Source organism: Shewanella carassii (assembly GCF_002777975.1).
GTDB classification, from domain to species: domain Bacteria; phylum Pseudomonadota; class Gammaproteobacteria; order Enterobacterales; family Shewanellaceae; genus Shewanella; species Shewanella carassii.
Map to the genome: position 1 here is coordinate 78004 of NZ_NGVS01000007.1, position 15409 is coordinate 93412.

Consider the following 15409-nt stretch of genomic DNA (forward strand, 5'->3'; position numbering starts at 1 on the left):
CCTTATACCGCGCGTGCTTACCAATCTTTGGTTTGCAACACAGCCAGAATATCTTTATGCACTTCGGCCATGCTCTGACTGGCGTCGATAACCGCTATGCTGTCGTCCTGTTGGGCCAGGCTCAGATAGGTGGCACGGGTTCGTTCAAAGAAGGCCAGCTCCTGTTGCTCGATTCGATCCAGCTCACCACGGTTGGCGGCGCGGGTTAGCCCCAAGCTTGGCTCTATGTCGAGATATAGGGTCAAGTCTGGTTTAAAATCCCCAAGGGTGGCGGCGCTGACTGCGCTGACCAATGGCATCAACCCCCGACCACCGCCCTGATAAGCCAGGGACGACAGATTGTGTCTGTCGCCGAGCACCCAACGGTCCTCGGCCAGCGCCGGCTTGATCACTCGGGCCACCAGTTGCGCCCTGGCGGCATACAGCAGCAGACATTCAGATTCGTCACACAGAGGGTCGCTTGCATCGGCCACCTTCACCAAGTCACGGATCTTCTCCGCCAACGGGGTACCACCCGGCTCACGGGTACAGACAGGTGCCTTACCGGTATGTTTTTCGATAAAGTCTCGCACCAATGCGATGGCGCTGGACTTACCGGCACCTTCCAGGCCCTCGATAACGATAAATTTTGCAGTGGCTTTTTGTGGCATTATCTCTTTCTCTGATACTGGTTTACGGCGCGGTTATGTTCGGCCAGTGTACGGGAAAATACATGGCTGCCGTCATTGCGGGAAACGAAGTAGAGGTACTCCACGGCTTCCGGGTGTGCGGCCGCCAGCAAGGCTTCCCGCCCGGGCGCGGCAATAGGTGTCGGCGGCAGTCCAAAAATACGGTAGGTGTTAAATGGCGTTTCTTCGCGCAGATCTTTACGGGTGATATTGCCATCAAAGCGCTCACCCATGCCGTAAATGACTGTGGGATCTGTCTGCAAACGCATACGTTTTTTCAAGCGATTGACAAATACTGCCGCTATCTTGCCGCGCTCCTCTGCCAGGCCGGTTTCCTTTTCTATGATGGAGGCCAGGATCAAGAGTTCATAGGGACTCTTGAGCGGAATACTCTGATCCCGCTGCTGCCAGATACTCTCCAGTTGTTGCTGCATCTTGATAAAGCTTTGGGTCAACAGAGTATTGAGCTCTGTGCCGGCACGATACTGATAGGTATCCGGGAAAAACTTGCCTTCCGGCAAGCCGCTGCTATCCCCTTGGGCTTCGAGCACATCGATAAACGGCTTGTCGCTGACCTTGAGATGCGCCAGGGTCTGCAGATATGCTTGCCACTCACGAATAGTCTTACCCTCTACCAGCGTCAGGGTGAATGTCTTCTCGTCACCGGCCACCAGCCGCTCCAGCAAAGACACAGGGGTGTCGCCAGGTTCAATCTGGTAGAGACCGCTGCGAATGGCGGTCATCTGCGGGTATAGCTTACCCCAGAGCTTCCAGTGCCAGTCAAACTCCAACAACTGCTGCTTTTGCAACTCTTGCCCCAACTGGTAAAAGGAGGTGCCTCGTTTCAGCAGCAGCTCTCTGGGTTCATCCAGCTTCAGCTCGGTGGCCGCAAAGCGGTTGAGTTCGTTGTAACCCCAAAAACCGACGCCCAGCGCCAGAGTCATCAGGGTAAACACAAAGGCCAGGGCCGCAACTAAGCATTTTTTCATAATTGAATAGCAAGCGCCTTGCGAAGAGGTGTGCTGCCGGGCCAGAGTTCAAAGTTTTGCTGATCCACAGCAATAACATCGACCAAACCCAACAGGCTGTTACTGATAAAGAGGTGCCGCGCCCGTTGCAGCATCTCTGTGTTAATAGGGCACAGCTGCACGTCTATGCCCTGGTCGAGCAAGGCCATGATCAACTGTTGTCGCATCACTCCAGAGACACCAGAGTAATTCATGGCCGGTGAATACGCCGTCAGTTTACCTTGTTCATTAGGTAGTAGCAGGAACAGATTGGCCATCGAGGATTCGAGCAGTAAATCGTCGCAATCAAGTACCAGCCAATCATCAAAGCCTTCAGGCAATGGCTGCGCCTTGATAAGCACCTGTTCCAGGCGATTGAGGTGTTTGATGCCGGCAAGCCTAGGCTGTTTGCCAAGCCTGATGGATGAGGTCTTGAGGGCAATCCCTTTTTGCTGCCAATCTGGGTAATGCACCGGCAATGGCGCCAGGCTGATGACTTCGGTGACCAAAGCGTCTGCAGGCGGCGTATAACCACGGCCGCCCTCTCCCCGGGTGAGCTGCAACTTAAGACAGCTGTGGGGATTGGCGATGGCGATGCGCTTGAGGCTTGAGTACAAGGCATCCGATGCCTGCCAGACAAAACCCAAGCGCAGCGCCCCCTGAGTCAAGCGGGCAAGATGCTCACTCAGAAAGGCTATCTGTCCCTTACCATCCACCGCCATGGTTGCAAACAGGCCATCACCATAGGTAAATCCCCGATCGCGAACGCAGACGCTATCCTGCTCTTTTCCCTGAACCCAGACACCACTCATGCGCAATCCAAGGTTCAGTCCTGGCTGATCCGACTGGCGACCGCGTCCTGCTGATCGCGATACTTGGCGTTCTTGCGGGTGTTGTAGGGTCTGGCCACAGGACGGGCCAAACGCTCAAAGTTCAATGCGCCTATGGTCATCATGGGACGCAATGCCAGCGGTAATTTACCGCTGTTGTAAAACTCAAGCACAATTCGCCCCTGCCAGCCCGGATCGATACGATGCGCGGTCACGTGCACCATCAAGCCCAGACGTGCCAGTGATGAACGACCATCAAGCCAGCCGACTATGTCGGAAGGCAGGTGAACACTCTCATAGGTCACCGCCAATGCCAGCTCGCCCGGATGTAAAAAGAAAGCATCGCCGTCGGCAATATCTATCTGCTCGCTCATCACTCTATCCAGCGCGGCCTGCACTTCGGCCTTAGGGCCACTGAGATCTATATAAGGCGCAGTGTGATCCTTGAACACCCGAAACTGGTGACCCAGACGCACATCAACACTCACGCCACTGATGGCCTCTATGCCAGGACGGGGATCTATGACTATGCTGCCCTCGTCCAGACATTGTTCAATTTCGATATCAGTTAATCGCATCTCGCCTTCTAGCTCCTTGGATACTTGTGGTTATTTCGCCAGCAAATGCTGGATTCTGGCCTTGAGAATATCGGTGGCAATCCGGTTCTTACCGCCCCTTGGCACTATGATGTCGGCATACTGCTTTGAGGGTTCGATAAACTGCAGAAACATGGGCCTTACTGTTTTTTGGTACTGGCTGATCACAGACTCCATGGTGCGGCCACGCTCGGCCACATCACGGGTCAGACGCCGCAGTAGACAGATATCCAACGGTGTGTCCATAAACACGCTGGCATCCATCAGTTCACGTAACTTAGGGTCGGTCAGCAGCAGAATACCTTCGAGGATGATGACCTTTTTAGGGGTCATCTTCAAGGTATCGCTGGTGCGGGTATGCTCGGCATAGCTATAGCAGGGAATATCCACCGCCTGCCCCTGTTTGAGCGCTACCAGGTGAGTGCTGAGCAGTTCATGATCCAACGCCTTGGGATGGTCATAGTTGGTCTTGACCCTCTCCTCCATGGACATATGGCTCTGATCCCGATAGTAGGCATCTTCATTGATAACCCCAATCTGATCTGTCCCTAAGTCTCGGCATAACTCTTCAAATATGGTCTTGGCGATCAAACTTTTACCTGACGCCGAAGCCCCTGCTATCCCGATAACGACACACTGTGGCGAATTCATGCTGCTAAAACCTTACTCATCATCTGCTATTGCGATTGAAATACCGCTGTGATTCTTTTGCTTTGCCAGTTGGGCACCCACACGGCGGGCGATATCCCGGTAAATACCGGCCACTTCACCCTCAGGCGCGGCCACCACAGTCGGTGCACCGTTATCCATATCCTCACGGATATTGATATGCAGAGGTAAGGCGCCCAGTAAAGGCACTTGATAGCGTTCGGCTATCTTGCTGCCACCATGAGTACCGAAAGGATGCTCTTTATGGCCACAAGCAGGGCAGAGATGGAAGCTCATGTTCTCCACGATCCCCAACACAGGGATATTCACCTTCTGGAACATGGTGATGCCCTTCTTGGCATCGGCCAAGGCGATATCCTGAGGCGTAGTGACTATCACGGCGCCGCTGACCGGCACTTTCTGCGACAGCGTCAGTTGGATATCCCCTGTGCCCGGAGGCATATCAATCATCAGGTAATCGAGCTCAGGCCACTGGGTTTCATTGAGCAGTTGCACCAGGGCGCCAGCGGCCATAGGGCCACGCCATACCGCGGCCTGATCATCGGTCAGCATGAAACCTATACTCTGGGCGCTGATACCATGGGCCGCAGCGGCTGTCATATGCACGCCATCGGGGGAAACGGGTCTGAATGTGGGGATCCCCAGCATCAATGGAATGGAGGGGCCATAGATATCGGCATCCAAAATACCCACCCGGGCACCTTCGGCCGCTAGGGCCAAAGCTAGGTTAACCGCAGTGGTTGACTTACCCACACCGCCCTTACCGGAAGCAACGGCAATCACCTGCTTCACGTTGGGAATAGGGTCAATATTGCCTAGGGCCGAGTAACTAAAAGGCTCAAAGCCAATCTCACACTCCACCTCATCGATGGCATCGAGCTTGGACAATTCATTGGTCAGCGCAATCACAGTGTCGCGATATTGGGTCTGACAAGGATATGGATACAAGATGGTCAGCAACAGCCTTTTACCATCCAAATCCAACTTACGAATACAACCGGCATCGACTAAACCCTGGGCCAGGTATGGATCCTGAAACGCATTGAGAATGGCAAGAACCGGACCGAGCAGATCGTCACTGAGACGATAGTCCTGAGAAGCAGAAGACAAAACGCAATCCCCTTTTGATAAATTTGGCCAAGTGTACCAGATAATGATGCGAATATTAGAGTAGAATTAACCCACTCATGTCAGGTTTTGATGAAAAAGCCGGATTAATCGGTTAGTATCTATGCCATTCTTTCAGGGCCTAGATTTAACAGAGAAAAGATGGCTACTACACAACGTAAAATCCTTGTTACCAGCGCGCTTCCATATGCCAACGGTCCCATTCACTTGGGCCATATGCTCGAGTACATTCAGACAGATATCTGGTCCCGCTTTCAAAAACTCCGTGGCCATGAGTGTCATTATATCTGTGCCGATGATGCCCACGGTACACCTATCATGCTCAAGGCCCAGCAGATGGGGATCCAACCCGAAGAGATGATCGCCAAGGTCAATCAAGAGCATCAGCAGGATTTTGCCGAGTTCAATATTGCCTTTGACAATTACCACAGCACCCACAGCGAAGAGAACCGCCAGCTGGCCAGTGAGATCTACCTCAAACTGCGCGATAACGGCTATATCAAGAGCAAGACTATTTCCCAGCTGTTCGATCCGGAAAAGTCCATGTTCCTGCCGGACAGATTCGTCAAGGGCACCTGCCCCAAGTGTAAGTCTGAAGATCAATACGGCGACAACTGTGACGCCTGTGGCGCCACCTACAGCCCAACCGAGCTGATCAATCCGCGCTCGGCGGTATCCGGTGCCACCCCTGTCATGAAAGAGACAGAGCACTTCTTCTTCGATCTGCCCGCCTTTGAAACCATGCTCAAAGAGTGGACCCATTCAGGTTCACTGCAGAGTGAAATGGCCAACAAGCTGGATGAATGGTTCGAGCAAGGCCTGCAGCAGTGGGATATCACCCGTGATGCGCCCTACTTTGGCTTTGAGATCCCTGATGCGCCGGGCAAATACTTCTATGTTTGGCTCGATGCGCCTGTGGGCTACATGGGTTCATTCAAGAACCTCTGCGACAAGCGCCCGGAGCTGAACTTTGACGAGTTCTGGAATGCAGACTCAAAGGCCGAGGTGTATCACTTCATCGGCAAAGACATAGTCTATTTCCACAGCCTATTCTGGCCGGCCATGCTCAAAGGTGCCGGCTACCGTCAGCCAAGCAGTGTCTATGCCCACGGCTATGTCACGGTCAACGGCGCCAAAATGTCCAAGTCCAAGGGCACCTTTATCAAGGCGCGTACTTACCTGGATCATCTGGATCCTGAATATCTGCGCTACTACTATGCCGCCAAGCTCTCCAGCCGTATTGACGATCTGGACCTGAACCTGGAAGACTTTGCCGCCAGAGTCAACTCAGATCTGGTCGGTAAGCTGGTTAACCTGGCAAGCCGCACCGCCGGCTTTATCGTCAAGCGTTTTGACGCCAAACTGGCCAAAGTAGAAGACAACAGCCTGGCCGAATCCTTCCTGGCCAAACAGGAGCTGATCGCCGAGCTTTATGAAGGTCGCGAATACGGTAAGGCGATGCGTGAAATCATGGCGCTGGCCGATGTCGCCAACGCTTACGTTGCCGATGAAGCTCCTTGGCAATTGGTGAAAAACGAAGAAACCTTGGCCCGCGCCCATCAGGTATGCTCAGTGGCGCTGAATTTGTTCCGTATTCTGGTGACTTATCTTAAGCCGGTACTGCCGCGCTTGGCCGCCGATGTTGAAGCCTTCCTCAAGCTGGAACTCAGCTGGAGCGGCTTGGCAATGGATATGGCCGATCACCAAATCAATCCGTTCAAGCCTATGATGCAACGCATCGAGCTCGATAAGGTGAGCGCCATGGTGGAAGCCTCCAAGGAAAGCCTCCAAGCAACCGAGGATACGCCCAAGGCCAGCGGTCCATTGGCAGATGACCCTATCAGCCCAACCATAGAGTTTGACGACTTTGCCAAGCTGGATCTGCGGATTGCGCTTATCAAGAAGGCCGAGCATGTCCCTGAAGCCAACAAGCTGCTCAAATTACAGCTGGATCTCGGCGGCGAAACCCGTCAGGTCTTTGCCGGTATCAAGTCGGCTTATGCGCCGGAAGATCTCGAAGGCAAACTGACAGTAATGGTGGCCAACCTGGCTCCTCGCAAGATGCGCTTTGGTCTATCTGAAGGCATGGTGCTGGCCGCAGGCCCGGGTGGCAAGGATCTGTGGATCCTTGAGCCCCATGAAGGTGCTCAGCCTGGGATGCGAGTCAAGTAACCCAAGAGCAATCGCCAACTACCGTTGACCCGGTATTGATAAAGGCCTGCCCGAGTACTTCGGTGCAGGCCTTTTCATTTCCCAGAGTGGAATTGTGTCTCTAACAGGCTCTGAGGATCAGGCTGCCGATGGAGTAACCCGCACCAAAAGAGCTCAACAGGCCCAACTCGCCAGGCTTGAAGTCATGGTGATATTTATGGAAGGCGATCACCGAACCGGCCGACGCCGTGTTGGCGTATTGATCCAGTACCACAGGTGCCTTCAAAGGCTCCGGGATTTCACCCAAGAGCTTTTTCACCACAAACTGATTCATATTAATGTTGGCCTGATGTAACCACAGACGCTTGAACTGCTCAGGCGTTATGCCGGATTCCTCGAGCTGCACATCCAGATGTTGATATATCATGGGCAGCAACTCTTTGAATACCTTGCGCCCCTGTTGATGAAACAGCTTATCGGCCGCACCGGAAGTCGAGGGATCACAGCGGTTGAGGAAACCAAAGTTACTGCGGATATTATTCGAGTAGTGGGTAAAGCAGCGGCTGGAGAGGATCTCAAAGGCAGATCCGGAACGGCAATCAACAGCAGACTCCAACACCAGCGCAGTTGCCACATCCCCGAAAATAAAGTGGCTGTCGCGATCCCGATAGTTGACCTGAGCCGAGCAGATCTCCGGGTTAATCACCAACACCCGCCGGGCACTACCACTCTTGATAGCATTGGCCGCAGTGACTAAAGCAAAGGTCGCCGATGAACAGGCCACCTGCATATCAAAGCCGTAACCTTGGGTGCCGAGGGCCTGTTGGATCTCTATTGCCATCGCCGGATAGGCCCGCTGCGTATAAGCGCAGGCAACGATAATCAAATCAATGTCACCCGGCTTGCAATTGGCGCTCTCCAGCGCCTGTTTGGCCGCATGCAAGCCCATTTCGGCCTGCAGGGACAAGCTGTCGCTGGCACGTTCAGGGATCAGCGGCATCATGACCTCGGGATCTAAAATCCCCTCTTTGACCATCACAAACCTGTGTTTGATCCCTGAAGCCTTCTCAATAAACTCACTCGATGAGTAATTCAGCGCCGCCACATGGCCAAGATCAATCTGCGCCCGATTTTCGCTATTGAACAGGTCAACATATTGATTGAAGCTGTCCACCAATTCTTGATTGGTAATTCCTTGTGCAGGGGTAAACAGCCCGGTGCCGGAAATGACAATCGCATCCTTCATAGCCTACCTTCTTATTGTTTTTTGAGTCGCCCCGCTTACCCGATAAGGGTTTCCTGTGGGTTAACTCAGATCCATTGCAGTTGAGCTGAAATATGATGTTCGTTATCGCCAGCAATCGCGCCGCAAACAAGCTTTCAGCCGACAAGGAACCAAACCATTACCGCACTCCCCTGCACGATAAAGGCATTCCATCAGCCAAAGCTTAACATCTATTGTCACTAACACCGCAGCCCAGCTTACTTTTTGGTTAAAATTCAGTCAGCAGCTACCCGCCGACCAGCGCATATTGCGCAAAATGGCCACTTGCGGGTCTCGGGTTCCCCTGGCCAGACCTCTAGCATTACAAATAACAGCAAATCCTTTAATAACCAAACGGAATAAAGAAGAACAAAGATTCACTTCTCTTTGATCTCATAGGGATTATGCTTTAGGGATGCAATCAAAGGAGGCCTGCAAGCCATGAGCAAAATTTTCGAAGATAACTCCTATACCATAGGCAATACCCCGTTGGTTCGACTCAACCGAGTCAGCAACGGCAAAGTACTGGCCAAAGTTGAGTCTCGCAACCCCAGTTTCAGCGTAAAATGCCGTATCGGTGCCAACATGATTTGGGATGCAGAAAAGAAGGGCTTGCTGACCAAAGAAAAAGAGCTGATTGAACCCACCTCAGGAAATACGGGCATTGCGCTGGCCTACGTTGCCGCGGCCAGAGGTTATAAGTTAACACTGACCATGCCAAATACCATGAGTCTTGAGCGTCGCAAGTTACTCAAGGCTCTGGGAGCGAATCTGGTACTGACCGATGGTGCCAAAGGCATGAAGGGAGCCATTGATAAGGCGGAGGAGATCCGTCAATCTGCACCGGATAAATATCTGCTACTGCAGCAGTTTGACAACCCCGCCAATCCTGAGATCCACGAAAAAACCACAGGTCCTGAGATCTGGCACGATACCGATGGTCAAATCGATGTATTTGTGGCCGGTGTCGGTACCGGTGGCACCATCACAGGTGTGAGCCGTTATATCAAGAACACTCAAGGCAAAGCCATCACCACAGTTGCCGTTGAGCCAAGCGACTCGCCGGTGATCAGCCAAACTCTGGCAGGACAACCTGTGCAGCCGGGTCCTCATAAGATCCAGGGCATTGGTGCCGGTTTCATTCCTGGCAATCTGGATCTGGAACAGATAGACAAGGTAGAGCGGGTTGGAAACGATGAAGCCATAGAAATGGCCCATCGTTTGATGAAAGAGGAAGGCATTCTGGTGGGTATCTCTTCCGGTGCCGCCGTCGTTGCCGCTAACCGCATCGCCGCCCTGCCGGAATTCGCCGATAAGAATATCGTTGTTATCCTGCCATCGGCTGCCGAGCGTTATCTGTCATCGGCTCTGTTTGTCGGCCAATTCGGCGATCAGGAAAACGTGCAATAAGAGTAAGCTGTAGTTGCCAGCCCCGTCCCATGACGGGGCTTTTTGTTGTCAAGGCTATGCTTCTTTGGACAGCTTCATTAAATCCACCACAGCTTTGGAGCAACCGCTGCTTTAGAGTAACCAAAGCCGAGAGAATGCAGCTGACCACTATCTGTTATTGTCAAAACAGGCACAGCGGTATCTAGCTCAATGGCGATATCCGATTCGAATTGGCATTAATCCCATATTTGCCTTCTTGATCATAATTTTATACAGCCAGTCTGTACTTGTTTTTGGCTTTGGGCGATAAAGCTCTTTTTGGACCTTTCCCTCGGCTCTCAAGACAATGCCCTTTTTCAGTGAACCCGCCAAGCTCAGTGCCTTTCAGGCCAAATTTGAAGCACAAAAAATCGCCTTCGCTCCCGTCAGCTTTCAAGTTACCCGCTGCCTGCTGCAGTTCGACATCCTCAAACATATAGATGCCGCCGGCGATGAGGGCACCGACCTTGAAACACTCAAAGATAAAACCGGGTTGACAGCATATGCTCTGGGCGTTTTACTCGATATGGCGCTCTCCATGGGACTAGTTTGGCACAAGGGAGACAATTACATCCTCGACAAGACAGGCTGGTTTCTGCTGCATGATGATATGGCGATCACCAACCTCAATTTTATCCACGATATCTGCTACCAAGGTCTGTTTCATCTGCAGCAAGCGCTGGAACAAGGTACGCCTGAAGGCTTAAAGGTCTTCGGTGACTGGCCGACCATCTACCCCGCACTGAGCCAGTTACCGACAGAGGCCAAACACAGCTGGTTCGCCTTCGACCATTATTATTCAGACCATGCCTTTGACAGCCTGATGCCGCGCATATTTGCCAATGGACCGACTCATTTGGTGGATATCGGCGGTAATACCGGCAAATGGGCCTTGAAATGTGCCAGCTACAACACACAGTGCCGGGTAACCATAATGGATCTTGCTCCCCAGCTTGAGCTGGCCGCCGAAGCCGCAAAAGCCGCAGGTTTAAGCGAGCGGATATCCGGCCTGGCGTGCGATCTGCTAACCCCAGACGGCCCCTTCGTAACCGATGGCGACCTCTATTGGATGAGCCAATTCCTCGACTGTTTCAACGAAGCACAAATCCTGGCCATACTGCAGGCTTGTGCCAAAGCCATGCCAACGACAGCCGAACTCTGCATTCTGGAAACCTTCTGGGACAGGCAGCCCAATGCCGCCTCCGCCTATTGTGTCAATGCCACCTCGCTCTACTTCACCGCAATGGCCAACGGCAACAGCCGTATGTATCACTCCAAGGTACTACTGAAACTACTGCAACAGGCCGGTTTCTACGTCGATGAAGATATCGATGACATAGGGCTTGGGCATACACTGCTACGCTGCAAGCTTAAATAAATTTGAATCTATGAATAACTTAATTCCAATTTTATTAATCAGAGGCCGATTTTAGACTAGGAGCATCAAATAGGAATCTAGAGGTCACAGCATGAAACTTGTAGCCACTACCACTGAAGAACTCAGCACTCGCGAGTGCAAGTTCAGTAAAGCCGCCTTCAGGCGACTGCCAAGCCCGCTGGCAGGATTAGCGCTGGCCATCGCTAGCCTGGGCTGGGCATGGGAAAGCGTGTCAGCGGAATTTCCCGGCCTGGCATTGGGCGCGGCGGTTGCCGGTGTATTACTGTTACTGTTGACGGTCAAGTTCATTCTGCATCCTGAATTACTGAATGAAGAACTGCGCCACCCTGTGGTCGGCAGTGTGCTGCCCACCTTTGCCATGGCACTGATGGTGATCTCCAAAGCCGTTGGGGTCCATCTTCCTTTGTGTGGCTTTCTGATCTGGTTGACGGCTATCGCCATTCATTGCTGTTTGCTGGCGGCCTTTGTGCTGCATAGAGCAATGGACTTCAACCTGGAGCATATGGTGCCCAGTTGGTTCGTGCCCCCTATCGGCATGGTGGTGGCAGCCGTGACCTTTCCCGGCGCCGAAGCCGGCGAGGTAGGCGCTCAAATCGCTCACATCATTCTGATGTTCGGCCTGGTGAGTTACTTGGTGATGCTGCCTGTGATGCTGTATCGCTTAATCTTCTGTAATCCGGTCGCGGATGCCGCCAAGCCTACCATAGCGATTCTGGCAGCACCGGCCAGCCTGTCTCTGGCCGGCTATTTGACCCTGACTCCCGAGCCTGAGCTTTGGTTGGTTGCTCTATTGCTGAGCCTGGCCCTGCTGATGACCCTGGTCATCTATCTGGCCTTCCTGCACTTGCTGCGACTGCCATTCAGCCCAGGGTTTGCTGCCTACACCTTCCCGATGGTGATAGGAGCCACAGCGCTACTGAAAACAGCCGCTTGGTGCAACAGCCAACCCATGCTGCAATCGCTGAACAAGCCATTGATGTTACTGGGTAATATTGAGCTGGTGATAGCCAGTGCCATTGTCGGCTACGTTGCGGTCAGCTACTTAAGACATTACCGCCCCTGGTCTAGTGAAAACTAAGCTCATCCCTTGGCCGCAAAAGCGTGATACACATCACGTTTTTGCAATTTATCGGCTGTGGAATAAAAAATATTAAAACCTGTTTCATCTCCTCAAAAAATTAAAAATACTTCCGCAACCCCATCAATCAAACATAAAAGCCACAAAGGCTTTTCATCCAATACACAATTAAAGAATATTTCACCGATTAATATGATTAATTAATCGCCTCGCTCAATAAAAACAAGAAATATACGGCATACGTTATTTTTTTGATAATAAAATGAAATAAATAAGTTTATTATGAATTTAATTACATCTGTATTATTCATGTTGCACTTTTTATTTCGCCGAGGTTATATTCCCGATACATCCGGAAACATTATTTAATTAATTCGGATAAGAAAAACAAAAAGCACACATAAGTATCAGGGAGAAAGAAATGCAAGCTAATTCTAAATTAGCCAAAGCAATTAATTTTGCGTTAATTGGCGGTACAGCAATAAGTGTTCTGTCCATCCCCACTGTTCAGGCCGAAGATGATGGCGCAAAAGTAGAGCGCATTGAAGTTACAGGTTCACGTATTAAACGCACCGACATGGAAACGGCAACGCCGGTAACGGTAATGAGCGCCGATGATATGGCCAAACAAGGTTTCACCAGCGTTCAAGACGCGTTGGAAAGCCTGACCTCAACAACCAGTGCCATGACGACTCAAGCCGTACATGGGTTTACCCCGGCAGCCTCGTCCATCAGCCTTAGAGGTGCAGGTGCAAGCCGCACTCTGACACTGATCAATGGCAAACGCCTTAATCAATATCCTAAGCCTGCCGGGGGCACAGATAACTTCGTTGATACTGCTAACCTACCAATGGAAGCGGTTGCACGCATTGAAGTATTACAGTCTGGTGGTTCAGCAATTTATGGTGCCGATGCTGTTGGTGGTGTGGTTAACATTATTCTCAAAAGGGACTTCGAAGGTATCGCCCTGAAATATCGTCATGGCGATACAACCAATGGAGGCGGTGCCAGTGACCGTATCGCACTGTCATTAGGGGCATCCAGCGACCGCGGTAATATTTCTACCTTTATTGAATTCACAGATACTGAACAATTAAAGGCAACTGACCGAGATAACTTTGGCCTACATACCGACAAAGTGCCTTACAGTGAATTTTCAGCATACAGTTCTTACGGAGCAAGGATTAAAGGTCCTGATGGCAGTCCTGCTGTCGGTAGTCTGCCTATGGAACGTTGTGTCGCAGAAGGTTTTTTATGGAATAACGGCACTTGTGGCTTCGATCGTTCACAATGGCGTGATCTGGCACCAGAGAGCAATCGTTTTATCAGCTCCACCAACTTCAATTATGAATTGTCTGACAATTTGACCTTTGTTGGACGCCTCGACTTTGCGCAAGCCAAATCTACAACCCGCGTAGAGCCCATGGCCACAGACAACTTTAACGTCAAAGTTGCCGGTGATACTTTGACTCTCACTACAGATATGGACGCCAACCTGAGCAAAACGTTCAATAAGGCGAGCGGTCTTGGGGGCGACTTCGCTAATGCAACAGACGGCGACTATACCTATATACGTCGTTTGCATGAATTTGGCCACCGTGCAGGAGAGACCAACACTCGTAACTATTTCTTCACCGCAGGCCTCGAAGGCATGTTGGCCGACACTTACACTTGGGATGCCTCTGTCAACTATGGTCGTACTAATGTGGATGTCTATAGCAGTGGCCTTGCCAGTGTTGCCAATATGTACAATTACATAGCTCAGGGCAAAGATGGTGTTTCTTTGTTGGCGCCTATAGCGGCGGCGGATGTTAAAAACATTAGCTATTCACCTTTCGAGCGCGCTCAATCGACCCAGAAAAACGTTCAAGCCAATATTTCCGGCCCAGCATTTGAACTGCCAGCCGGCGATGCCGAGTTTGCCTTTGGTGCCGAATGGACCAAACAGGATTACGAAACAGAATCGGATTCAGAATCCGCTAAAGGTAATATCCTCAGCCGAGGCGGTTCGTCAGGTGCAGGTGAACGCTCATTTTGGGCAACTTATGCCGAACTTCGGATACCTGTAACAGAACAACTGGTCGTTGATGCCGCCGTACGTTATGACAGATACGATGACTTTGGCGGAAACGTGTCTCCCCAGTTGACCATAGAGTATCGTCCTATCGATGAGTTGCTGCTGCGCGGCGCCATAGGTAAAGTATTCCGAGCCCCAGACATGCACAGAGTATATGGTGATGCCACCAAGGGCTACGCCACTGTCATAGACTTCAAACAATGTCAGGCATTGGGCGGAATACCGGGTGAAGCCTACGAAAACGATCCAACCCTGAATGAAGTCTGTAAAGAACTCAGTATCGACAGCACCACCGGAGCCAATAAAAACCTGAAAGCCGAAGAAGGCTACACGGCTAACATAGGCGCAGTATATGGCGGTGATGCCCTGAACGCCTCTTTGGATATCTGGGAATGGAAACTGGACGACATGGTAAGTGATATCGGTCCAGACAAAGCCGCTCGTGAATATGATACATACGCCGATATGATCACCCGTAACGACGTGGGCACTATCACTCATATCAACGCAGTAGCGCAAAACCTGGCGTTCCAAAAAGTTCGAGGCATAGATCTTACCGCCGGTTATGGTTGGGATCTGAACGAATTTGGTGAACTTAAGCTGAATTTCAACGGAACCTATATCCTGTTGTCAGAAGGTCAAACCGATCCGACTGCTGAAGTTGATGACGATCTGGATGATGGCGGTATGCCACGTTACCGTGCCAACCTAGTACTGGGTTGGTATATAGAAGACTTCGAAGCAACGCTGGGAGCCTACCATACCGCCCGTATGCATGGCCTGCAGTACAAATCATTCAAACGGTCAGCCATCAAAAACGGCGAGCCATTTGATGAAAATGCTCATGAAGTCGCCTCTCAAACACGTTGGAATTTAACTGCCGCCTACAACATCAGCGACAGCATTAAACTCACCGCAGGTGTGGTCAACCTGTTTGATGCGGGTCCTAACTTTGACCCAACTTATACTACATGGCCTCACTACCCACGTTCCATATATAATGCCCGTGGACGTGAATGGTTTGTCGAAGCTGAAGTCAAATTCTAACCCTTCAGCTTTCTTGAAAACGGCACCTTGAGTGCCGTTTTTTATGTAACCAAGGTTTCGAAAGTCT

Annotated in this window: 12 protein-coding genes; 5 read left to right on the forward strand and 7 right to left on the reverse strand. The window is 51.4% G+C overall.

Annotation, left to right across the window (positions count from 1 at the left end):
- Positions 1-17: 17 nt before the first annotated feature.
- Genes tmk through apbC form a run of 6 tightly spaced genes read right to left on the reverse strand, consistent with a single transcriptional unit; the run spans position 18 to position 4880 of the window.
- Positions 18-650: a dTMP kinase gene (gene tmk, locus CBE72_RS05755; RefSeq protein ID WP_100142704.1), complete on the reverse strand. Its 633-nt coding sequence runs from the start codon at positions 648-650 to the stop codon at positions 18-20.
- Positions 650-1657, reverse strand: a complete 1008-nt coding sequence (gene mltG / locus CBE72_RS05760; protein ID WP_100142705.1) for an endolytic transglycosylase MltG — start codon at positions 1655-1657, stop codon at positions 650-652. Before mltG ends, tmk begins: the two co-directional genes overlap by 1 nt.
- A complete protein-coding gene (gene pabC, locus CBE72_RS05765; protein ID WP_100142706.1) occupies positions 1654-2487 on the reverse strand; it encodes an aminodeoxychorismate lyase in 834 nt (277 codons plus the stop codon). The genes mltG and pabC overlap by 4 nt, the downstream gene beginning before the upstream one ends.
- Before the next feature lie 14 nt (positions 2488-2501).
- A complete protein-coding gene (gene dcd, locus CBE72_RS05770) occupies positions 2502-3083 on the reverse strand; it encodes a dCTP deaminase (RefSeq protein ID WP_100142707.1) in 582 nt (193 codons plus the stop codon).
- 30 nt (positions 3084-3113) lie between these two features.
- Positions 3114-3752, reverse strand: coding sequence for a uridine kinase (gene udk, locus CBE72_RS05775; protein ID WP_100142708.1), 639 nt, complete (start codon positions 3750-3752; stop codon positions 3114-3116).
- A 12-nt stretch (positions 3753-3764) separates the two neighbouring features.
- Positions 3765-4880 (reverse strand): iron-sulfur cluster carrier protein ApbC, encoded by a 1116-nt coding sequence (gene apbC, locus CBE72_RS05780; RefSeq protein ID WP_100142709.1) that lies wholly within the window; start codon positions 4878-4880, stop codon positions 3765-3767.
- Positions 4881-5039: 159 nt separating this feature from the next.
- Here apbC and metG point away from each other — a divergent pair, with 159 nt between their 5' ends.
- Positions 5040-7070 carry a methionine--tRNA ligase gene (gene metG / locus CBE72_RS05785; protein ID WP_100142710.1) on the forward strand — a complete coding sequence of 677 codons (2031 nt, stop codon included), beginning with the start codon at positions 5040-5042 and terminating at the stop codon, positions 7068-7070.
- A 100-nt stretch (positions 7071-7170) separates the two neighbouring features.
- On the opposite strand, the gene CBE72_RS05790 is transcribed toward metG, so the two are convergent.
- Entirely contained in the window at positions 7171-8295 is a 1125-nt protein-coding gene (locus CBE72_RS05790) for a beta-ketoacyl-ACP synthase III (RefSeq protein WP_100142711.1), read from the reverse strand.
- 459 nt (positions 8296-8754) lie between these two features.
- Between CBE72_RS05790 and cysK the strand changes: the two genes are divergently transcribed.
- From cysK to CBE72_RS05810, 4 genes are all read left to right on the forward strand, one after another.
- Positions 8755-9723: a cysteine synthase A gene (gene cysK / locus CBE72_RS05795; RefSeq protein WP_100142712.1), complete on the forward strand. Its 969-nt coding sequence runs from the start codon at positions 8755-8757 to the stop codon at positions 9721-9723.
- Between the two features lie 325 nt (positions 9724-10048).
- The gene (locus CBE72_RS05800; RefSeq protein WP_100142713.1) at positions 10049-11119 is read left to right on the forward strand and encodes a methyltransferase; all 1071 of its coding nucleotides are present in this window, start codon (positions 10049-10051) and stop codon (positions 11117-11119) included.
- A gap of 91 nt (positions 11120-11210) precedes the next feature.
- Positions 11211-12218 carry a TDT family transporter gene (locus CBE72_RS05805; protein WP_100142714.1) on the forward strand — a complete coding sequence of 336 codons (1008 nt, stop codon included), beginning with the start codon at positions 11211-11213 and terminating at the stop codon, positions 12216-12218.
- A 421-nt stretch (positions 12219-12639) separates the two neighbouring features.
- Positions 12640-15342, forward strand: coding sequence for a TonB-dependent receptor (locus CBE72_RS05810; protein ID WP_100142715.1), 2703 nt, complete (start codon positions 12640-12642; stop codon positions 15340-15342).
- Positions 15343-15409 lie beyond the last annotated feature (67 nt).

Excerpts from the sequence above, each read along its gene's own strand:
- CBE72_RS05790 (WP_100142711.1), bottom strand. The coding sequence starts at position 8,295 with ATGAAGGATGCGATTGTCATTTCCGGCACCGGGCTGTTTACCCCTGCA.
- tmk (WP_100142704.1), bottom strand. The coding sequence starts at position 650 with ATGCCACAAAAAGCCACTGCAAAATTTATCGTTATCGAGGGCCTGGAA.
- CBE72_RS05805 (WP_100142714.1), top strand. The coding sequence starts at position 11,211 with ATGAAACTTGTAGCCACTACCACTGAAGAACTCAGCACTCGCGAGTGC.
- CBE72_RS05810 (WP_100142715.1), top strand. The coding sequence starts at position 12,640 with ATGCAAGCTAATTCTAAATTAGCCAAAGCAATTAATTTTGCGTTAATT.
- udk (WP_100142708.1), bottom strand. The coding sequence starts at position 3,752 with ATGAATTCGCCACAGTGTGTCGTTATCGGGATAGCAGGGGCTTCGGCG.
- pabC (WP_100142706.1), bottom strand. The coding sequence starts at position 2,487 with ATGAGTGGTGTCTGGGTTCAGGGAAAAGAGCAGGATAGCGTCTGCGTT.
- cysK (WP_100142712.1), top strand. The coding sequence starts at position 8,755 with ATGAGCAAAATTTTCGAAGATAACTCCTATACCATAGGCAATACCCCG.
- mltG (WP_100142705.1), bottom strand. The coding sequence starts at position 1,657 with ATGAAAAAATGCTTAGTTGCGGCCCTGGCCTTTGTGTTTACCCTGATG.
- CBE72_RS05800 (WP_100142713.1), top strand. The coding sequence starts at position 10,049 with ATGCCCTTTTTCAGTGAACCCGCCAAGCTCAGTGCCTTTCAGGCCAAA.
- dcd (WP_100142707.1), bottom strand. The coding sequence starts at position 3,083 with ATGCGATTAACTGATATCGAAATTGAACAATGTCTGGACGAGGGCAGC.
- metG (WP_100142710.1), top strand. The coding sequence starts at position 5,040 with ATGGCTACTACACAACGTAAAATCCTTGTTACCAGCGCGCTTCCATAT.